Source organism: Streptomyces fulvoviolaceus, assembly GCF_000718165.1.
GTDB classification, from domain to species: Bacteria; Actinomycetota; Actinomycetes; order Streptomycetales; family Streptomycetaceae; genus Streptomyces; species Streptomyces fulvoviolaceus.
In genome coordinates this window covers 72018-91512 of sequence record NZ_JOEY01000032.1, presented here as the reverse complement: position 1 = coordinate 91512, position 19495 = coordinate 72018, and the positions used below count along the sequence as shown (strand labels likewise).

Annotated in this window: 18 protein-coding genes; 7 read left to right on the top strand and 11 right to left on the bottom strand. The window is 71.8% G+C overall.

The annotated features are described in order from the left end of the window. The first annotated feature begins 71 nt into the window (after positions 1-71). Positions 72-1292 (top strand): 4-hydroxybenzoate 3-monooxygenase, encoded by a 1221-nt coding sequence (locus IG08_RS0131725; RefSeq protein WP_030610273.1) that lies wholly within the window; start codon positions 72-74, stop codon positions 1290-1292. Positions 1293-1309: 17 nt separating this feature from the next. Here IG08_RS0131725 and IG08_RS0131720 read toward each other — a convergent pair whose 3' ends face one another. Next, positions 1310-1669, bottom strand: coding sequence for an ArsR/SmtB family transcription factor (locus IG08_RS0131720; protein ID WP_043455743.1), 360 nt, complete (start codon positions 1667-1669; stop codon positions 1310-1312). A 21-nt stretch (positions 1670-1690) separates the two neighbouring features. Here IG08_RS0131720 and IG08_RS0131715 point away from each other — a divergent pair, with 21 nt between their 5' ends. Continuing rightward, complete coding sequence (locus tag IG08_RS0131715; protein ID WP_390898592.1) at positions 1691-2758, top strand: cation diffusion facilitator family transporter; 1068 nt, start codon at positions 1691-1693, stop codon at positions 2756-2758. Between the two features lie 2 nt (positions 2759-2760). Here the strand turns inward: IG08_RS0131715 and IG08_RS0131710 are convergent, their stop codons facing one another. Next, positions 2761-3318: a YbaK/EbsC family protein gene (locus tag IG08_RS0131710; protein WP_030610264.1), complete on the bottom strand. Its 558-nt coding sequence runs from the start codon at positions 3316-3318 to the stop codon at positions 2761-2763. 31 nt (positions 3319-3349) lie between these two features. After that, positions 3350-3922: a helix-turn-helix domain-containing protein gene (locus IG08_RS0131705; protein WP_030610261.1), complete on the bottom strand. Its 573-nt coding sequence runs from the start codon at positions 3920-3922 to the stop codon at positions 3350-3352. A gap of 124 nt (positions 3923-4046) precedes the next feature. Between IG08_RS0131705 and IG08_RS0131700 the strand changes: the two genes are divergently transcribed. After that, positions 4047-4904: a DMT family transporter gene (locus tag IG08_RS0131700; protein WP_030610258.1), complete on the top strand. Its 858-nt coding sequence runs from the start codon at positions 4047-4049 to the stop codon at positions 4902-4904. A gap of 7 nt (positions 4905-4911) precedes the next feature. On the opposite strand, the gene IG08_RS0131695 is transcribed toward IG08_RS0131700, so the two are convergent. After that, positions 4912-5667 (bottom strand): acyltransferase, encoded by a 756-nt coding sequence (locus IG08_RS0131695; protein ID WP_030610254.1) that lies wholly within the window; start codon positions 5665-5667, stop codon positions 4912-4914. A gap of 106 nt (positions 5668-5773) precedes the next feature. On the opposite strand from IG08_RS0131695, the gene IG08_RS0131690 reads away from it, so the two are divergent. Further along, complete coding sequence (locus IG08_RS0131690) at positions 5774-6301, top strand: gamma carbonic anhydrase family protein (protein WP_030610251.1); 528 nt, start codon at positions 5774-5776, stop codon at positions 6299-6301. Between the two features lie 87 nt (positions 6302-6388). Here the strand turns inward: IG08_RS0131690 and IG08_RS0131685 are convergent, their stop codons facing one another. From IG08_RS0131685 to IG08_RS0131675, 3 genes are all read right to left on the bottom strand, one after another. Next, positions 6389-7033, bottom strand: a complete 645-nt coding sequence (locus tag IG08_RS0131685; protein ID WP_030610247.1) for a DedA family protein — start codon at positions 7031-7033, stop codon at positions 6389-6391. 84 nt (positions 7034-7117) lie between these two features. Continuing rightward, a complete protein-coding gene (locus tag IG08_RS0131680; protein ID WP_030610244.1) occupies positions 7118-9589 on the bottom strand; it encodes a beta-glucosidase family protein in 2472 nt (823 codons plus the stop codon). A gap of 251 nt (positions 9590-9840) precedes the next feature. Continuing rightward, the gene (locus IG08_RS0131675) at positions 9841-11694 is read right to left on the bottom strand and encodes an RICIN domain-containing protein (RefSeq protein ID WP_234343018.1); all 1854 of its coding nucleotides are present in this window, start codon (positions 11692-11694) and stop codon (positions 9841-9843) included. 362 nt (positions 11695-12056) lie between these two features. Between IG08_RS0131675 and galU the strand changes: the two genes are divergently transcribed. Further along, on the top strand, positions 12057-13007 hold the full coding sequence (galU, locus tag IG08_RS0131670) for a UTP--glucose-1-phosphate uridylyltransferase GalU (RefSeq protein ID WP_030610239.1): 951 nt from the start codon (positions 12057-12059) through the stop codon (positions 13005-13007). 57 nt (positions 13008-13064) lie between these two features. On the opposite strand, the gene IG08_RS0131665 is transcribed toward galU, so the two are convergent. Next, positions 13065-13502 (bottom strand): DUF4442 domain-containing protein, encoded by a 438-nt coding sequence (locus tag IG08_RS0131665; RefSeq protein ID WP_030610236.1) that lies wholly within the window; start codon positions 13500-13502, stop codon positions 13065-13067. Positions 13503-13667: 165 nt separating this feature from the next. Between IG08_RS0131665 and IG08_RS0131660 the strand changes: the two genes are divergently transcribed. Continuing rightward, a complete protein-coding gene (locus IG08_RS0131660) occupies positions 13668-14978 on the top strand; it encodes an MFS transporter (protein WP_030610233.1) in 1311 nt (436 codons plus the stop codon). Here IG08_RS0131660 and IG08_RS0131655 read toward each other — a convergent pair. Further along, entirely contained in the window at positions 14940-15785 is an 846-nt protein-coding gene (locus IG08_RS0131655) for a spermidine synthase (RefSeq protein WP_030610230.1), read from the bottom strand. The two genes, IG08_RS0131660 and IG08_RS0131655, sit on opposite strands and share 39 nt — an antisense overlap. Positions 15786-15920: 135 nt before the next feature. After that, a complete protein-coding gene (gene tuf, locus IG08_RS0131650; protein ID WP_030610227.1) occupies positions 15921-17090 on the bottom strand; it encodes an elongation factor Tu in 1170 nt (389 codons plus the stop codon). Between the two features lie 310 nt (positions 17091-17400). Here tuf and IG08_RS0131645 point away from each other — a divergent pair, with 310 nt between their 5' ends. After that, entirely contained in the window at positions 17401-18165 is a 765-nt protein-coding gene (locus IG08_RS0131645) for a TVP38/TMEM64 family protein (RefSeq protein ID WP_030610224.1), read from the top strand. Between the two features lie 107 nt (positions 18166-18272). Here IG08_RS0131645 and IG08_RS0131640 read toward each other — a convergent pair whose 3' ends face one another. Next, positions 18273-19442: a thiolase family protein gene (locus IG08_RS0131640; RefSeq protein WP_030610220.1), complete on the bottom strand. Its 1170-nt coding sequence runs from the start codon at positions 19440-19442 to the stop codon at positions 18273-18275. Positions 19443-19495 lie beyond the last annotated feature (53 nt).

Genomic DNA, 19495 nt, shown 5'->3' with positions numbered 1-19495 from the left:
GGGCGCCTCCGCGTGTGGAGGCGCCCGGCCACCACTCCCCACCCTCCCCGGGCCACCGACATAATGTTCGGGTGACCTCCACCACCTCCCACGCCAACTCCGGTGACCCGCAAAGCTTTCCGGTCGTCATCGTGGGCGCCGGCCCCGCCGGGCTGACCATCGGCAACATCCTGCGGGCCGCCGGCGTCGACTGTCTCGTCCTCGAGATCGAGACGCGCGAGTTCATCGAACAGCGCCCCAGGGCTGGCGTCATCGAGGAGTGGGCCGTACGCGGGCTCGAGCAGCGTGGGCTAGCGGAGAACCTGCTGGAGCGGGCGCAGCTGCACACCGAGTGCGAGTTCCGGTTCGCCGGGGACCGTTTCCGCTTCTCCTACGGCGAGCTGACGGGACGTCACCACTTCGTCTATCCGCAGCCGTTGCTGGTCAAGGACCTGGTGCGGGAGTACGCGGACGTGCGGGGTGGCGAGATCCGGTTCGGCGTGCGCGACGTACGGCTGCACGACCTGGGGACGGACCTGCCGTCGGTGTCGTACACCGACCCGGAGACCGGTCAACACCAGCTCGTGCAGTGCGAGTTCGTCGCGGGCTGCGACGGAGCGCGCGGGGTGACACGCTCGGCCCTGCCGGAGCACGCGCAGATCGCCCGGCACGACTACGGCATCGGCTGGCTGGCGCTGCTCGCCGAGGCACCGCCGTCCGCCGACTGCGTGCTGTTCGGCATCCATCCCAACGGGTTCGCCGGGCACATGGCCCGCAGCCCCCAGGTCACCCGCTACTACCTGGAGTGCCCGCCCGGCGACGACCCCGAGAACTGGTCACACGAACGCGTCTGGGAGGAGCTGCAGCAGCGGCTCGGCGCGGACGGCACCCCGCCGCTCACCGAGGGGCGGCTGATCGAGAAGCGCGTCCTGGACATGCACAACTACGTCGTCGAGCCCATGACCTTCGGACGGCTCTTCCTGGCCGGCGACGCCGCGCACCTCACCGCGCCCATCGCGGCGAAGGGCATGAACCTCGCCCTGCACGACGCCTTCCTGCTCGGCGACTCGCTGGTCGCCTACCTCGGCAAGGGCGAGGAGAGCGGCCTCGACGGCTATTCGGAGGCGTGTCTGCGGCGCGTGTGGGACTACCAGGAGTTCTCCCAGTGGCTCTCCGAGGTGTACCACGGCACCTCGTCGGGCGACGAGTACCGGGCCGGCACCACCTTCGCCCGACTCCGCCGCCTGTTCACCTCCCCCGCCGCGGCGGCGGCCTTCGCCGAGCAGTACCTCGGCACGGCGGCCGCCTACTGACCCGGACTCCGTCTCCGTCAGTCGTGCACCGGCCGATCACTGAGCCGGTGGTCCGCCACCTTCAGCGCCTCGTCCACGAGGCGGCGCAGATGCCCGTCGCGCAGTGCGTAGATCACCCGGCGCCCCTCCTTGCGCGTGCTCACCAGACCGGCCAGCCGCAGCCGGGCCAGATGCTGGCTGACGGCCGGCCGCGCCGCGCCGCACGCCTCCGTGAGCGTCGTGACATCGGACTCTCCCGCCGTCAGGGCGTGCAGCAGGGCGAGGCGGGTGCGGTCGCCCAGCACGGCGAGGATCTCGGCGGCGAGCGCGAACTGTTCCTCGCCGGGGGTGCGCGGGTGCGCATCATGTGCAGGTGATAGGTGCATGCGTGCGCTCATACGCACATAATGGCCTCGTGGATGTCGTACGTCCACTCCGCGCACCGGAAGGGGAACGACGTGAGCGACCAGCACCACCACGGGCACCACCATCACCAGCAGCCCAGCCTCCGCCACCGTCTCGGCCACCTCCTCACCCCCCACTCCCACGAGAGCGCCGACAAGCTCGACTCGGCGCTCGAGTCCTCGGCCCGCGGCATGCGCGCCCTGTGGGTCTCGCTGGCGGTGCTCGGGGTGACGGCCCTCGCGCAGGCGGCCGTGGTGGCCGTGTCCGGGTCGGTGGCGCTGCTCGGCGACACGGTGCACAACACCGCGGACGCGCTGACCGCCGTACCGCTCGGGATCGCCTTCGTCCTGGGCCGGCGCGCGGCGACGCGGCGCTTCACGTACGGCTACGGCCGCGCCGAGGATCTCGCGGGCATCGTGATCGTGCTGACGATCGCCGCGTCGGCGGCCTTCGCGGGCTGGATGGCGATCGACCGGCTGCTCGATCCGCGCCCCGTCGCGCACGTCCCGGCGGTCGCCGTGGCCGCGCTGGTCGGTTTCGCGGGCAACGAGTGGGTGGCCCGCTACCGGATCCGCGTGGGCCGTGACATCGGCTCGGCCGCACTGGTGGCGGACGGACTCCACGCCCGTACCGACGGCTTCACCTCACTGGCCGTGCTGCTGGGCGCCGGCGGCTCTGCCCTGGGATGGCAACTCGCCGACCCGATCGTGGGGTTGGCCATCACGGCCGCGATCGCCCTGGTCCTTCGGGACGCGGCGCGCGAGGTGTTCCGGCGCGTGATGGACGCCGTCGACCCGGCCCTCGTGGACCGCGCCGAACATGCGCTGCGCGAGGTCGAAGGGGTGCGCGGAGTGGGCGAGTTGAGGCTGCGCTGGATCGGGCACCGGCTGCGCGCGGAGGTCGCGGTCGTCGTGGACGGAGAGGCGACGGTACGCCAGGCGCACGCGATCGCCGTGGACGCGGAACACGCGCTGCTGCACGCCGTTCCCCGGCTCACCGCCGCCCTGGTCCACGCCGATCCGGCACCGGTACCAGGAGAGACGGATCCCCATCACACCCTCGCCCACCACGCGGCGGCCTGAGCTCAGGCGACGCCCAGCCCCTCCAGCACGACCGCCCCCGGCAGCTCCGCGAACGCCTTCCCCGGCACGAGGAGCTTGCCGCGGCGGCGGCCGCTGCCGACCAGGACGTAGGGGAGGTCGACGACGGCCGAGTCCACCAACAGCGCCCAGTCACCGGGGAGTCCGATCGGGGTGATCCCGCCGTACTCCATGCCGGTCTCCCCCGTGGCCGTGTCCATCGAGGCGAACGAGGCCTTGCGGGCGCCGAGTTGGCGGCGTACGGCGCCGTTGACGTCCACCCGGGTGGTGGAGAGCACGACGCACGCCGCAAGGGTGGTTTCGCCGCCGCGCTTGCCCGCGACCACGACACAGTTCGCGGACTGTTCGAGCAACTCCCGCCCGTAGTGCTCCACGAAGACGGCGGTGTCGGCCCACTGCGGGTCGGTGTCGACGTAGACGATCTGGTCGGCGGGGACGCTGCCGCTCCAGTGGCGTACGGCGTCGGCGACCGGGCGGGTCAGCTCGTCGAGGGCGTCGGGGGCGGGCGTGGCGTGGTCGAAGTGTCCGATGGGTGCGTCCATGACGGCACGCTAACAGGACGGCCTGAGCCGCTCACTGCACGGGCGGCACCGAGACGGCCAGCACCATCTCCATCGGGACCTCGCCCTGATTGGCGTACGTGTGCGCGGCGTTGGCCTCGAAGGTGACGCTCGAGCCGGCCGGGACGCGGTACTCCGCGCCCTCGACGGTGAGGCTCAGTTCGCCGGCCGTGACGTGGGCGATCTCGACCGTGCCGGGCGGGTGCGGGTCGGAGCCGCTGCTCTCGCCCGGCATCAGCCGCCAGTCCCACATCTCCAGCGGACCGGGAGCCTCCGCACCCGCCAGGAGTCGGCTGTAGCTGCCCGCGTCGGTGTGCCACAGCCGTACCACCTGCTCGGCCGGGACGATCCGCACCTTGGGCCCCTGCTCGTAGTCGAGCAGCGTGGTGATGCTGATCCCGAGTGCGTCACCGATCTTGACGACCGTGCCGAGGCTCGGGTTGGTCCGGGCCTGCTCGATCTGGATGAGCATGCCGCGGCTGACGCCGGCGCGTGCGGCGAGCGTGTCCAGGGTGAAGCCGCGGTCGGTGCGCCAGCGCTTGACGTTGCGCGCCAGGGACTGGGTCAGCAGGTCGAGGTCCGACACATTCCGTCCAACGTAAGGGCCACAAGGGACCAGAGAGGTCAATATTCTGGATGACAGGGTGCACTTCACTGAACTACGGTGTGGTGCACCCGATCGTTCACCGAACTGTACTGCGAGGCGACCCGTGACAGCATTCTTCGCCCTGGCCACCAGCCTGCTGTGGGGTCTGGCCGACTTCGGCGGCGGACTGCTGACCCGACGGTCCCCGGCGCTCACGGTGGTCGTCGTCTCCCAGGGCATCGCGGCGGTCGTGCTCGGCGCGATCGTCGTCGCCACCGGCGGCTGGAGCGAGGCCGGTCCGCTGCTGTGGTTCGCGTTCGCGGCCGGTCTGGTGGGGCCCGTCGCCCTGCTCTGCTTCTACAAGGCGCTCGCCCAGGGGCCGATGGGGGTCGTCTCCCCGCTCGCCACCCTGAGCGTCGCGGTTCCCGTGGGCGTGGGCCTCTTCCTCGGCGAGCGCCCCGGACTCCTGCAGGTCGCGGGCATCGCGGTCGCCGTCGCCGGTGTCGTCCTCGCGGGCGGGCCTCAGCTGCGAGGCGCCCCGGTGCAGCGGCAGACCATCCTCCTCACCCTGGTCGCGGCGCTGGGCTTCGGCACGGTCTTCGCGCTGATCGCGGAGGCGTCGACGACGCTCACCGGTCTGTTCCTCGCGCTCTTCGTGCAGCGCGTGACCAACGTGGCGGTGGGCGGCGTCGCCCTGTACGCCTCCGTGCGGCGGGGCGCGAAGGCTCTCCCGGAGGGCGGTTTCCCGTGGGGTTCGCTACCGGCGCTGGCCTTCGTCGGCCTCGCGGACGTCGCGGCGAACGGCACCTACTCGGTCGCCGCCCAGCACGGCCCGGTCACCGTGGCCGCCGTGCTCGCCTCGCTCTACCCGGTGGTGACCGCCCTGGCGGCGCGCGGTTTCCTCAGCGAACGGCTGCGGGCGATCCAGGCGGCGGGCGCCGGCCTCGCCCTGGTGGGCACGCTGCTGCTGGCGACGGGCTGAGTCGGAGTCAGTCCAGCTCGGCGAGTTTCGCCGCCGTCTCCTCGTCCAACTGCGCCAGCGCGTTCAGCTGGTCCGGCGTGACCCCTTCGGGTATCGGCACCGGCGCCGGGGTCCGCAGGGGCGGCTGCCAGCCGTCGTCGGGAGTCCAACGCCGTACGACACGGGCGGGCGCGCCCGCCACCACCGCGTGGTCGGGCACCACACCGCGCACCACCGCACCGGCGGCCACGACGACGTTCCGCCCGATGCGCGCGCCCGGCAGGATCACCGCGCCGGTGCCGATCCAGCACCCCGACCCGATCTCCACCGGCTCCATCCGCGGCCACTGCTTGCCGATGGGCTCGTGCGGATCGTCGTAGGAGTGGTTCGTGGACGTGACGTAGACGTACGGCCCGAAGTAGCAGTCGCTGCCGATGGTGACCGTCGTGTCGGCGATGACATGGCTGCCGCGGCCCAGGACGACGCCGTCGCCGATGCGCAGGATCGGGTCGGGGCCGAGGTCCAGGTCGGGCATGAGCCCGGCGGTGAGGGTGACCTGTTCGCCGACGATGCAGTGGGAGCCGAGGTGGATCCAGGGTTCGCCGAAGACCGTGCCGAGCGGGAAGGCCAGCCGGGTGGCTTCGCCGATCGAGCCGAAGTGGAAGCGGCCGGGGTTCTTGGCCGTCACCGAGCCCGTGCGCTGCACCCAGGCCCAGCCCGCGTGGACGGCGCGCTGCGCCTGTCGGCGTCGCCAGGATGAGAACGTGTTCTTGCGCTTCGGCACGTGGTCACCGTACTCAGCATGAGGTGGGGCCACCGCGCCGGAGGGCTGTGATCTTCGCCCCACAGAGGTGGCGTACGGTCTGAGGTATCGAGGACCAGGAGGCGAGATGGCGCACAAGGCGTTGATCACCGGCATCGGCGGCAGGGAACCGAAGATCGACGAGGGGGCGTTCGTGGCGCCCACGGCCTCGGTGATCGGGGACGTGACCCTGGAGGCGGGCGCGAGCGTCTGGTACGGCGCGGTGCTGCGCGGCGACGTCGAGCGGATCTCCGTCGGCGCCCAGAGCAACGTCCAGGACAACTGCACGCTGCATGCGGATCCGGGGTTCCCCGTGACGATCGGCGAGCGGGTCTCCGTCGGCCACAACGCGGTGGTGCACGGGGCGACGGTCGAGGACGACTGCCTGATCGGCATGGGCGCGACGGTGCTGAACGGCGCGGTGATCGGGGCGGGGTCGCTGGTGGCGGCGCAGGCGCTGGTGCCGCAGGGGATGCGGGTGCCGCCCGGTTCACTCGTGGCCGGCGTCCCCGCCAAGGTCCGGCGGGAGCTGACCGAGGAGGAGCGTCAGGGGGTCACCCTGAACGGGACTCATTACGCGGACTTGGCGAAGGCGCATCACGAGGTGCATGGATAGGTCGTGTCGCGGCTGCAGGGCGGTGGGGGCCGTCGCGCCCACGCGGCGGAGCCGCACAATGTCACAGCCCCGCGCCCCTGGGGGGGGTCAGTCGCCGGCGAGGGCCGGTTCCGTCTCCTGCTGCTCGGACTGGACCTTCTTCGCCTTGCGCTTCAGTACCAGCATTGAAGTGAGGCCGATCAGCACGGCCGCCACCAAGCCGAGCCACGAGAACCTCTTCAGCCACGACTCGGCGACGATGCCCACGTAATAGATGACCGCCGTCGTCCCGCCCGCCCACAGGATCCCGCCGAACACGTTGGCGATCAGGAACTTCCAGTACGGCATCCGCAGCACGCCCGCCAGCGGCCCCGCGAAGATCCGCAGCAGGGCGACGAAGCGGCCGAAGAACACCGCCCACATGCCCCACTTCTCGAAGGACCGCTCCGCCGTGGCGATGTGACCTTCGCTGAAGTGCTTGGGGAACTTGTTCCCGAGCCAGGCGAGCAGCGGTCGCCCGCCCTTGCGGCCGATGGCGTAGCCGATGGAGTCGCCGACGATCGCGCCGACGCTGGCGCAGGCGCCGAGGACCACCGGGTCGATGCCCGCGTGCTGCGAGGACAGCAGGGCCGCCGAGACCAGAATGATCTCGCCGGGCAGCGGAATGCCCAGGCTCTCCAGACCGATGACCAGTCCCACCAGGGCATAGACGGCCGCCGCGGGCACTGTGTCGAGCCACTCCTGGACGTGCAACGCCGGTTCCTCCCGATCAACGTCCTGCAATTCCCGGGGTGCGCGCCCGAACGGGCGCGCACCCCGGGAAGCGTACCGGGTCGCCTAGCCCACCTTCACGCTCGTCCGCATCCGCAGATCCCCCGCCGACGCCCCGACCCACACGGAACGCCGACCGGTGCCCAGCGCCCACCCATGGCGCTTCGCATCCCACGAGGACAGCGTCCGCGCCGCCACCCGCACGGTGACCCGCCGCCGCTCCCCCGGTCGCAGGACGAGCCGCCGGTACCCGGCCAACACCCGTACAGCCTGGTCGAGTTGGAGGTCCGGCGAGGGGCCGACGTACACCTGAGGCACGGCGACTCCCGCGCGCGGCCCGGTGTTGTGGACGGTGAGGCTGACGTCGAGGCCTTGGCGGTGCCATCGCGCCGACAGGTCGTCGTACGAGAAGGAGGTGTACGACAGCCCGTGACCGAAGGGGAACAGGGGCCGCACTCCCTCGGCGTCGTACCAGCGGTAGCCGGCGTGGATGCCCTCCGAGTACTCCTCGGTGCCGTCCACTCCGGGGTAACGGAGGGGGTCGCCGGCGACCGGGTGGTGGGCGTCGTCGGCCGGGAAGGACTGGGTGAGGCGGCCGCCGGGGTCGCAGTCGCCGAACAGGACGGCGGCGGTGGCGGCCGCGCCCTCCTGGCCCGGGTAGTACATCTGGAGCACGGCGCCGGTGCTCCGCAGCCAGGGCATCGAGGTCGAGGACGAGGTGTTCAGGACGACGGTGGTGCGCGGGTTGGCCGCCGCCACGGCCTCGATCAGCCGGTTCTGGTTGCCCGGGAGCGCGACGGTCGTCCGGTCCTGGCCCTCGGTCGCGTCCTCGTAGGCGAAGAGGACGACGTCACGGGCGGAGCGCGCCGCCTTCACCGCCTCGGCGACGTCCTGCGCCCGGGTCGCGCCGGTGATGCGCCGCAGCCGGAACAGCTGTCCGGCGTCCCCTCCCTGAGCGGTGATCTGCAGCGTGTGGGCGCCCTTGGTGAGGCTGAGCGTCTTTCGGCGGACGGACAGGCCGTCGGGTGCGGCGGAGACCAGGCCGCCGGAGAAGTACTCGCCGTAGCCGGGGGCGAGCGGGAAGAGTTCCTCACCGTCGAGGAGCACCTTGGGGCGTGCGGTCGGCGCGGCCGAGAAGTGCAGGACGAAGGTCCACTCGTCGGCGTCGGAGACTGTGAGCGTCCCGTCGTAGGTCCAGGTCTTTCCTGCGCCCACCTGCTGTGCCTCGGTGTCGAAGGCGGGGCTCAGGGAGGCTGCGGGGATCGCCTTCCCGAAGAGGTCCTCGCCCATTGTGTAAGTCACCTTCGCGACACGGGACTTGATGACGTCGAGCGGGCTGTCGGCGTGGTCCGGGACGACATGGGCGCTGCCGCCGCCGCTCACGAAGGGCAGCGTGCCGGTCGGGCCGATCACGGCGATGCCGCCCCGGCCGGTCAGCGGCAGGGTGTGGCGTTCGTTGCGCAGCAGGGTGGCGCCCGCCTTGGCGACCTCCAGGGCGACGGCCGCGCCCGCCTTCGCGTCCCGGTCGGGGCGCGGCGGGGCGCTGCCGTCGAGCAGGCCGAAGCGGTCCATGACGGAGAGGATGCGGCGTACGGCACGGTCGACGTAGCGCTCGGACACGCTGCCGTTCTGCACGGCCGACTTGAGCGCCGTACCGAAATACGTGCCGTCGGGCATCTCCATGTCGAGGCCGGCGACGAGGGCCTCTTTCGTGCTGTGAGCGGCGAACCAGTCGGTCATCACCCAGCCGTCGAAGCCCCACCGGCCGCGCAGGATGTCGGTGAGCAGGGTCTTGCTCTCGCAGGCGAAGGTGCCGTTGACCTTGTTGTAGGCGCCCATCACCGCGCCCGTGCCGACGCCGACGGCCGCCTCGAAGCCGCGCAGTTCGAGTTCGTGCATGGTCTGCTCGTCGACGCGCACGTCGATCGACATGCGGTCCTGCTCCTGGTTGTTCATCGCGTAGTGCTTGACGGTCGCGACGAGACCCTCGCCCTGGATGCCCTCGATCTCGGCGGCGACCAGGTCGGAGGCGAGCAGCGGATCCTCGCTGAAGGTCTCGAAGTTGCGGCCCGCGTAGGGGGTGCGGATCAGGTTGACCATCGGGGAGAGCAGGACGTCCTGGCCGAGGGCGCGACCTTCGTGTCCGATGACCCGGCCGTAGCGGTGGGCCAGGTCCGGGTCGAAGGCGGCGGCCAGCAGGACGGGGGCGGGCAGGGCGGTGGCGTGCTTCGTGACGCGGACACCGGCCGGGCCGTCGGCGAGCCGGAGGGGCGGGATGCCGAGGCGTTTCACTCCGGGGACGTAGCCCGCCTGGCCGAGGGAGTCGGGGTCGGTGGCGCCGTGCAGGAGGGAGATCTTCTCGTCGAGGGTGAGTCCGGCGAGGAGACCCTCGACGCGGGGGCCGGCCGCCTGGTCGGGTCTGTCCAGCGCGTGCGCGGGAGGCGTGAGACCGCTGGTGGCGGCCGCGGCGACGGCGATCGCGCCGCCCAGCAGACGCAGGGCGGATCGCCGGGAGACGGTGGAAACAGTGTCGGACACGGGCCGTCACTCCTTCGGTGTGCGGGCACGACGATGTGAACCGCGGATACGCCCCGGCGTCCCGGTCTGCGTTCGTCCTCTGAACGCACTATGCGGCAGGACGGACTTGACGCTTCGTTGGACACCATCGGCGCGCCGGGGAAACTATGACCGCGAGTGACTCGTGTCAATCAACCGAACAGAAATCGACCGGGTGCCGCCAAGAAACGAAAGCGGGGCCACCCCGGCGGGTGGCCCCGAACGAGCTCGGATCAGCGCAGGACCGACTCAAGGGTCGTCGTGACGGGAGCGGCGGCCGACGTCGCGGCGCCCAGGACGTCCCCCACCAGGTCGCCCACTTCCTCGACGGGCGTGGTCGGCTCGGATTCCGCATCGACCTGGGCGGCCCGCGTCTCGAACTGCTCGGGCGGAACCCCCGGCTCGCCCTGCTGGGCATCGGGAGCCTTGCGCAGGTCCTCGCTGCCGGGCGGGGACGCCGGGGCGAGGTTCGGCGCGTCGGGCTTCTCGGAGGGGCGGTCGGGCGTCCCGCTTTCCGGCGGCCGCGTGCCCTGCCCCGACGCCCCCGAGTCACCGGTTCCGGAGTCCAGCGCGGCTTCCAGCAGCCACCGCTGCCCCTCGGATCCGTCCCGTTCCGTGACGACCACGGACTTCCCCTTGCCGGGCGCGACGAGCAGCCGCTTTCCGGCGCCTCCCCCACGCAGCAGGAGCTCGCCCCGCACCGTGAGGTCGTAGCGCACCTCGCCCGAGTGCGCCAGGCAGTCGGCGACCACGACCGACTCCTCGTCCTCGTCCGCGTCGAGGCAGAGCCTGGGGTCGGTCGCGCTGCGCAGCAGCCCGTCGTCCTGGTACGACCACTGCTGGGACCCGGCGGCGGAGCACTCCGCCAGCACGGCCTCGGCACCGTCCTCGGGCCTGCCGTCACGCACGTCGAGGCACAGCCCGTCGCCGGTGTTGCGCAGCCTGCCGTGTCCGACCTCCACCGGGGTGCCCACCGAGGCGGCGGACGGGGATCCGGCGGACTGCGAGCCGTCCGCCGTGCCGGGCCGTGCGGTGGCGCCGCTCGGCGCGCCCCAGGTGGCGTCGGGGCCGGGGACACCGTTGTCCTCGGACCAGCCCTTGGTGACGAGCACCGTGGCGAGCAGGGCGAGGGAGACGAGACCGGCGCCCACGAGGACGGCTTTGCGGTGTCCGCTCGGCCGGTCGAGGAATCCGGCCGGTGCCGGGCGATGGCGTCCGCCGGCTCGCGGGCGGGCGGTCCCGGGCAGGGCGGGCGTTTCCCGGTCGGTGCTGCGGCCGGGGCGTGATTCGAGATAGCGGTGGGCGCCCCAGCCGAGCACCGTTTCGGCGAGCAGCACTTCGAGGCCGCCCTCGAAGTGGCTGAGCTGTTCGGCGGCGTGCCGGCAGTACCGGCATTCCGCCAGATGCTGTTGCACATCGGGCAGCAGGGCTCCGCCCCGGCGAATCGGGACGTCGAGGAGACGGTTGTAGAAGCGGCATTCCCGGGTGGGTGCGAGTTCCCGGTGGGCGCGTACACAACCGGCCCGGAATTGGTCGCGTGCCTGCTCCAGGGCGGCCGCCGCACGGCCGGCATCCACTCCCAGCAGACCGGCCGGTACGGATATGGGCTCGGCCTCGACCTCCGTGTGCCACAGCAGGCATTGGGAAGCGCCCGGAAGGGCCCGGAATGCGCGCTCGGCGAGCTGCCGCCTTTCGGGCGTGAACGATCGCGCCGCGCGCAGTCCCCGACCGCCGGTCGGTTTGCGGAGTTCCGGCAGAACATCGGAAATGCCGTCGTCCGCGGCCCACTCCTTGACGGTGTCCCGAACCGCCATGAGGAGTTGCGGGCGCAGGGCGCCGTCGCGCGCCCTCCCGAGCACCCGGCGAAAAGCCGCGGCGGCCGTCATGGAAGCCGAACTCGCGGAAGAGGCAAGGCAAATGACCGAGTATTCGTAGGTGGCCCGCCAGTGCCGCGCCATCAGCAGGGCGACGGCATGGGCGTCCGCGTCGGTTGCACCCAGCCGGGCGACGAGATTGCGGTCGGACTCGCCGGGGGTCGATCCGGGTCGCGGCGGGTACGGAGGGCGCGGGGGGTGAGCGGATTGCACTGGACCAATTCCTTCCAAGCCGCAGGACGGCATGGGGAATGCGCGCCCGTCGGAAAGCAGGTGCCTGATTGGTGCATACCTATGCCGCGTCAGATGCGGTTCGGCTATCGAGGGCGCCCACTTTCGCACAATTGACTCACAGGAAACAAGAAGTTCGAGTGACCGATGTTCAAAATGCGACCACTTCAGAAAAGTTACCGACGGTATCCGCACCCGCATTCGAAATAACCGGTGGGCGCCCCTCAAGTTGTGTGCGCGGGCAGCCGGTTGGCACACGAAATCTCCAACTTCCGACCCCGCCCACAGTGAGCTCCCAGCTTTCTCCCGGCGCGCTCTCATCCCGGTGTATCAGCATGAGCCGCATGATCGTCCCCCACACGACACCGACGCCCACCCCCACCCGCACGGTCCGCAAGGCGGTCGTCCCCGCCGCCGGCCTCGGCACCCGGTTCCTGCCCGCGACGAAAGCGACGCCGAAGGAGATGCTCCCGGTCGTCGACAAGCCGGCCATCCAGTACGTCGTCGAGGAGGCCGCCGCGGCCGGTCTCGACGACGTACTGATGGTCACCGGCCGGCACAAGCGGGCCATCGAGGACCACTTCGACAACGCCTACGAGCTGGAGCAGGCGCTCGCGGCCAAGGGCGACTCGGTCCGACTGGACGCGGTGCGCGACCCCGCACGGCTGGCCAACATCCACCACATCCGCCAGGGCGAGCCGCTGGGCCTCGGCCACGCGGTGCTCTGCGCCCGCCGCCACGTCGGCGACGAGCCCTTCGCCGTCCTCCTCGGCGACGACCTGATCGACCCGCGCGAGACCCTGCTCAGCACGATGCTCGACGTGCGCGACCGGTACGCCGGGAGCGTGATCGCCCTGATGGAGGTGCCCCGCGAGCAGATCCACCTCTACGGCTGCGCGGCCGTGGAGCCGACCGGGGACGAGGGCGTGGTCCGCGTCACCGGGCTGGTCGAGAAGCCCTCGCCCGAGAACGCGCCGAGCGCCTACGCGGTCATCGGCCGCTACGTCCTCGACCCCGCCGTCTTCGACACCCTGGAGCGCACCGAGCCGGGCCGGGGCGGCGAGATCCAGCTGACCGACGCCCTCCAGGAGCTCGCCACGGGCGGCACGGTGCACGGCGTCGTCTTCGACGGGCTGCGCTACGACACCGGCGACAAGGCGGACTACCTGCGCACGGTGGTCCGCCTGGCCTGCGACCGGCCGGACCTGGGCCCCGAATTCGTGGGCTGGCTCAAGGAGTTCGTCGCGGGACTGGAAGGCGGCGGGGCGGCCGACAGCGAGCGGCTCGCGGCCTGAGGGACACCCGCGGGCCCCGGCTACGACCGACCGGGGCCCGCGGGTACGAGGACGTGCTCAGCCGTTGGGACGCAGCGTCCACACGACGGTCATCTCGCCGGTCACGGCACCGTCGGCGCGGCGGATCTCGATCGTCACCGGGAACTCGGGGCGCTCCCCCGCGTCGAGCTGCGCGACGACCTCGGCGGCCGGGCGGCCCAGGGTCGCGGTGGCGGTGACGGCGCCCATCGCGAGCTTCCTGTACGCGATCTCGGCGCTGACGGCGAGCGGCACGGCGCGCGAGAGCTGGTCCCCGAACGCGGCCAGGACGATCGCGCCGCTGGCGGACTCGGCGAGCGTGAACATCGCGCCGGCGTGCGGTCCGCCCACGTGGTTGTGGAACTCGCCCTGGTCCGGCAGGGCGACCACGGCCTTGTCCGGGCTGGTCTCCAGGAACTGGAGGTTCAGGGTCCGGGCCATGGGGACGGTGGCGGCGAGCATCTCGCCGATGGACATCTGGTCTGCGCTCATGGCCACGATGTTACCTGCGAGTAGCATCCGCTGGCCAGGCCGGTGCGACGACCGCCGTATCCCCACGGCCCGACCCCGACCCAGGCGTCGTTCTCGTGTACGTCGCCAGAACGTTTGGCAAGTCGGCCCCACGGCGGCCATAGTCGCCCGGTGAACCCAGCCGCCGACCCACCCCGCCGCTCCCGCCGACCTGCCTGGGCGGACCGCAACTACAGCCTGCTGACCGCCGCGGCGTTCGTCACGAACCTCGGCAGCCACGGCGCGCTGATCGCCGCCGCGTTCGCGGTGCTCGAGGCGGGCGGCGACGGCGGGGACGTCGGGCTGGTGGCCGCCGCGCGCACGCTGCCGCTGGTGGTCTTCCTGCTGATCGGCGGTGCGGTCGCGGACCGGCTGCCCCGGCATCACGTGATGGTCGCGGCGAACGCCCTCAACTGCGTGTCCCAGGGCGCGTTCGGCATCCTCGTCCTGGCCGGACACCCGCAGCTGTGGCAGATGATGCTGCTGACCGCGCTGGGCGGCACCGGCCAGGCGTTCTTCAGCCCGGCGGCCGAGGGCATGCTGCTGTCCTCGGTGAAGGGCGAGCAGGCCGGCCGTGCCTTCGCGGTGTTCCGGATGGCGATGCAGGGCGCGGCCCTGGGCGGTGCGGCGCTCGGCGGTGCGATGGTCGCCGCGATCGGGCCGGGCTGGGTCCTGGCGGCGGACGCGGTGGCGTTCGCGGTCGCCGGTTCACTGCGGTCCTTCCTCGACGTGAGCCACATTCCGGTGCGCGAGCCCGGCGGCGGCATGCTCTCCGATCTCCGGGAGGGCTGGCGGGAGGTCGCCGGGCGGCCGTGGCTGTGGGGCATCGTCGTCCAGTTCTCGATCGCCAACGCGGTCGTCGCCGCCGCCGACGCGGTCTACGGCCCACTCGTCGCCCGGGACCACCTGGGCGGGGCGGCCCCCTGGGGCCTGGCCCTGGGCTTCTTCGGGGCGGGCACGGTCGCCGGCGCCCTGCTCATGACCCGCTGGAAGCCACGCCGTCTGCTGTTCGTCGGCACCCTCTGCGTCTTCCCGTTCGCCCTGCCGTCGGCCGCCCTCGCCGTGCCGGTGTCGGTGGGCTGGCTGTGCGCGGCGATGTTCGTGGCCGGCGCGACCGTGGAGGTGTTCGGCGTCTCCTGGATGACCGCGCTGCACCAGGAGATCCCCGAGGACAAGCTCTCCCGGGTCTCGGCGTACGACTGGTTCGGCTCGGTGGCGCTGGTCCCGCTGGCCACGGCGCTCGCCGGCCCGGTGGAGTCGGCGTTCGGACGGGCAGGGGCGCTGTGGGGCTGTGCGGCGCTGGTCGTGGTCGTCACGGCGGGCGTCCTGACCGTGCCCGACGTACGCAACCTGCGGCGGAACACCAAGCACGTGGCCCAGGGCGAGCAGGGCGCCGGAAACGGCTCAGCCGATACCGAAAGCCCCGTCGGGGGGCTCGGGTGACGGCACGGCGTCCGCGTCCCGGACGGGCCGCGCGCCGCCGATGAACTCCCGCAGGGCGGGCCCGTGTTCGACCCGCGCCGGGAAGGCGTCGGAGGCGGTGCGCCGGGCCAGGGCGGCCGTGTCGAGCGGGTGGTGCGCGGCGACGAGCACCGCGTTCCCGAACCGGCGCCCGCGCAGCACGCCCGGCTCGGCGATCAGCGCGAGCTCCTCGAACACCGCGGCGAAGTTGGCGAGTTGGGAGCGCAGGAACGCGAAGGGCGCCGCGTCGGCGAGGTTCGCCAGGTAGACACCACCGTCCCGAAGGACCCGGCCGGCCTCACGGGCGTACTCGACGGACGTCAGATGCGCCGGGACCCGGGAACCGCCGAAGACGTCGGCGACGAGGACGTCGGCGGAGTCCGCGGGGGCGGTTTCCAGCCAGGCCCGGGCGTCCGCGGTGTGCAGCGCCGTCCCCGCGCCCTCCGGCAGCGGCAGGTGCTCGACCACCAGCCCCAGCAGGGCACGGTCGGCCTCGACGACGTCCTGCCGGGACCCGGGCCGGGTCGCGGCCAGATACCGGGGCAGCGTGAGCGCACCGCCGCCGAGATGAAGCACGTCCAGCGGCCGCCCCGGCTCGGCGACGGCGTCCAGGACATGCCCGAACCGCCGCGCGTACTCGAACTCCAGATACGTCGGCTCGTCCAGATCGACGTACGACTGAGGAGCCCCGTCGACGGTGAGCAGCCAGGCCCGCGCGCGATCGACGTCGGGCATGAGCTTGGCGGTGCCGTGGTCGACGTCACGGGTGACGGGGATGGCTTCGTTCACGCATCTATTGTGCGGTGGCCTTCGGCGAGGGGTGCCGCAGTGCCGATGAGGGGCGCGGGGAACTGCGCGACCAGCCATGGCCGGCCTGCAGTCGCCCACGCCCCTCAGCCCCTACGGTCCATCCCGGCTCAGCCGTCAGCCGACAGCCGTCACCGTCCCCGCACCAACTGTCCGCCCACCCTCACGGATGGCGAACCCGAGCCCGGGCTCCAACGGCACCTCCCGCCCCAGCTCGACGGTCATGGTGACCCTCTCTCCGGGCCGGGCGACGGCGATCTCCCCCAGGTCCACGTCCCCGACCACATCCGCGGTCCGGATGTAGAACTGCGGCCGGTACCCGGTCGACACCGGTGTCGTACGACCCCCTTCGCGCGCCGACAGCACATACACCTCCGCTGAGAAACGGCGGCTAGGCACCACGCTGCCGGGCGCGGCAACCACATGCCCGCGCCGCACGGCGTCCCGTGGAACTCCCCGCAGCAGCAGCGCCACGTTGTCCCCGGCCTGCGCCTCGTCCATCGGCTTGCCGAAGGTCTCCAGCCCGGTGACCACCGTCTCCACGGCGGCGCCGAGCACTTCGACACGGTCGCCCACGCGAATCGTGCCCCTCTCCACCGCACCGGTGACGACGGTCCCCCGCCCGGTGATCGTGAGCACGTTCTCGACCGGCATCAGGAAGGGCGCGTCGAGATACCGCTCGGGCATGGGCACATACGTGTCCACCGCGTCGAGCAGCGCCTCGACCGAGGCCGTCCACCTCGGGTCGCCCTCCAGGGCCTTCAGCCCCGATACCCGGACGACGGGTACGGCGTCGCCGCCGTAACCGTGCGCACTGAGCAGATCGCGGACCTCCAGCTCGACGAGGTCGGACAGCTCCTCGTCGCCCGCGTCGGCCTTGTTGAGGGCGACGACGATGTGGTCGACGCCCACCTGCCGGGCGAGCAGCACGTGCTCGGCGGTCTGCGGCATGATCCCGTCGAGCGCGGAGACGACGAGGATCGCCCCGTCGAGCTGCGCGGCCCCGGTGACCATGTTCTTGACGTAGTCGGCGTGGCCCGGCATGTCCACGTGGGCGTAGTGCCGGGTGTCGGTCTCGTACTCGACGTGCGCGATGTTGATGGTGATCCCGCGCGCGGCCTCCTCAGGGGCCCGGTCGATGCGGTCGAACGGCACGAACGTGCCGGCGCCGCGGTCGGCGAGGACCTTGGTGATGGCGGCGGTCAGGGTGGTCTTGCCGTGGTCGACGTGACCCATCGTGCCGATGTTCAGGTGCGGCTTGGTGCGCACGTAAGCCGTTTTGGGCATGGCTGTACCTCGAAGCCTCTTGGTAGGAGATGGGGACCCCGAGGACTCGCCGACCCTCCCCTTGCGGGGTCCGCCGGACTATCCGGAGAGGGTCAGCTTCGGGCGCCGTCGACAGCGGCCAGGAGAACGGGAACGGCAGCCTTCGGGGCATCCGCTGCTGCGGATGCTGCGAGAAGGAAGGCGTACCGGAACATGACGCAGATCATTGCCGACGCGTTGTCCCACGTCGAATGGTTTTCCACGGCGCCGACAGGGACAACGGACAGGCTCCATACAGCGATCAGACACACAGGTCGGTTAGTGTCACCGAATGCTCGATGCCACCACCCGCTCTGGGGGCACCGCCACGGCCTCTCCCCGGGCCATCGCCACGGAGCTCGCCGTCCCCGCACCCACCCCGGTGGGCCTCGCCGCACGCTGCACGAGAGTGCTGCTCTCGCCGTGGTCGCGGCTGTCCCTCCTAGTCGCGCTGCTCGTGGGCGCCGCGTCCGCCGTACTGCTCTTCGAGCCGCAGCGCCTGCTGGCGGACGGCTGGCCGCCGCAGCTCGGCGGAACCGCGGCGGCGCTGGTGTTCGCAGTGGCGTACGGGCTGTGCACCGTGGCGTTCGTACCGCGGCCCCTGCTGAACCTCGCGGCCGGCGCTCTCTTCGGCTCCCAGGTCGGTACCGGTGCGGCGATCGCGGGCACGGTGCTCGGCGCCGGAATCGCCTTCGGCCTCGGCCGCGTCCTCGGCCAGGACGCCCTGCGCCCGCTGCTGCGCGGACGCTGGCTGAAGGCGGCGGACGGGCAGCTCAGCCGGCACGGCTTCCGCTCGATGCTGGCCGCGCGGCTCTTTCCCGGGGTGCCGTTCTGGGCCGCGAACTACTGCGCCGCCGTCTCCCGCATGCGCTGTCTCCCGTTCCTGGTGGCGACGGCGCTCGGGTCGATACCGAACACCGCGGCGTACGTCGTCGCGGGCGCGCGGGCCTCTACGCCGACCTCGCCCGCCTTCCTCATCGCGATGGCCTGCATTGCGCTGCCGGCGCTGGTGGGTGCGGTGGTGGCATGGCGCAAGCGGCATCATTTGCGCGGCTGAGGGTGCCAGGTCCTGCCGTGTGGCGTCTGCGGGTTCGTTGTGGCTGGTCGCGCCCACGCGGCGGAGCCGCAAATCGACACAGCCCCGCGCCCCTGAAGGGCGATTACCTAGACGCTCTCCAAGACCATCGCGTTGGCCAGGCCGCCCGCCTCGCACATCGTCTGCAGGGCATAGCGAGCACCCCTTTCCCGCATCGCGTGTACGAGTGTCGTCGTCAGCCTCGTCCCGCTCGCTCCCAGCGGATGCCCCAGCGCGATCGCACCGCCGTGCACGTTGACCTTGGACAGGTCCGCACCCGTCTCCTGCTGCCAGGAGAGCACCACGCTGGAGAACGCTTCGTTGATCTCGAACAGGTCGATGTCGTCGAGGCTGAGGTGGGCCCGGCGCAGGACCTTCTCCGTCGCCGGGATCACGCCGGTGAGCATGAGGAAGGGGTCGGAACCGGTGACGGCGAAGCTGTGCAGTCGGGCGAGGGGGCGCAGGCCGAGGCGGGTCGCGGTCTCGCCGGACATGATGAGCACGGCCGACGCGCCGTCGTTGATCGGGCTGGCGTTGCCCGCGGTGACGTTCCACTCGATCTGCGGGAAGCGCTCGGCGAAGTTCGGGTCGTAGTAGGCGGGCTTGAGGCCGCCGAGGATCTCGGGGGTGCTGCCCGGCCGTACGCACTCGTCGCGTGTGACGCCCTCCAGGGGCGCGACCTCGGCGTCGAACAGGCCGGCGTCCCAGGCCGCGGCCGCCCTGCGGTGCGAGGACACCGCGAAGGCGTCCATCTGCTCGCGGGTGATCGACCACTTGGCGGCGATGAGCTCGGCACTGACGCCCTGCGGGACGAGGCCCTCCTTGTAGCGCTCGGCGACTCCGGGGCCGAAGGGGTCGGTGCCGGCCGGCACGTTCGACCACATCGGCACCCGGCTCATCGACTCGACCCCGCAGGCGACGACGATGTCGTACGCGCCCGCGATGACGCCCTGCGCCGCGAAGTGCACGGCCTGCTGGGAGGAGCCGCACTGACGGTCCACGGTGGTCGCCGGGACGGTCTCCGGGAAGCCGGCCGACAGGACGGCGTAGCGGGTGGTGTTCATGGCCTGTTCGCCGACCTGGTCGACGGTGCCGCCGATGACGTCGTCGATCAGCGCCGGGTCGACGCCGGAGCGCTCGACAAGGGTGCGCAGGGTGTGAGCGAGGAGTTCCACGGGGTGGACGTGCGCGAGGGCTCCGTTCGGCTTGCCCTTGCCTATCGGGGTGCGTACGGCTTCGACGATGACTGCGTCACGCATGGTGCGGTCCTCCATGTTTTCGGACATGTCTCGGAACCACCGGACTACTGGTA

Excerpts from the sequence above, each read along its gene's own strand:
- IG08_RS0131715 (WP_390898592.1), top strand. The coding sequence starts at position 1,691 with ATGTCGTACGTCCACTCCGCGCACCGGAAGGGGAACGACGTGAGCGAC.
- IG08_RS0131665 (WP_030610236.1), bottom strand. The coding sequence starts at position 13,502 with ATGTCCATCGGCGAGATGCTCGCCGCCACCGTCCCCATGGCCCGGACC.
- IG08_RS0131710 (WP_030610264.1), bottom strand. The coding sequence starts at position 3,318 with ATGGACGCACCCATCGGACACTTCGACCACGCCACGCCCGCCCCCGAC.
- tuf (WP_030610227.1), bottom strand. The coding sequence starts at position 17,090 with ATGCCCAAAACGGCTTACGTGCGCACCAAGCCGCACCTGAACATCGGC.
- galU (WP_030610239.1), top strand. The coding sequence starts at position 12,057 with ATGATCGTCCCCCACACGACACCGACGCCCACCCCCACCCGCACGGTC.
- IG08_RS0131690 (WP_030610251.1), top strand. The coding sequence starts at position 5,774 with ATGGCGCACAAGGCGTTGATCACCGGCATCGGCGGCAGGGAACCGAAG.
- IG08_RS0131640 (WP_030610220.1), bottom strand. The coding sequence starts at position 19,442 with ATGCGTGACGCAGTCATCGTCGAAGCCGTACGCACCCCGATAGGCAAG.
- IG08_RS0131720 (WP_043455743.1), bottom strand. The coding sequence starts at position 1,669 with ATGAGCGCACGCATGCACCTATCACCTGCACATGATGCGCACCCGCGC.
- IG08_RS0131645 (WP_030610224.1), top strand. The coding sequence starts at position 17,401 with ATGCTCGATGCCACCACCCGCTCTGGGGGCACCGCCACGGCCTCTCCC.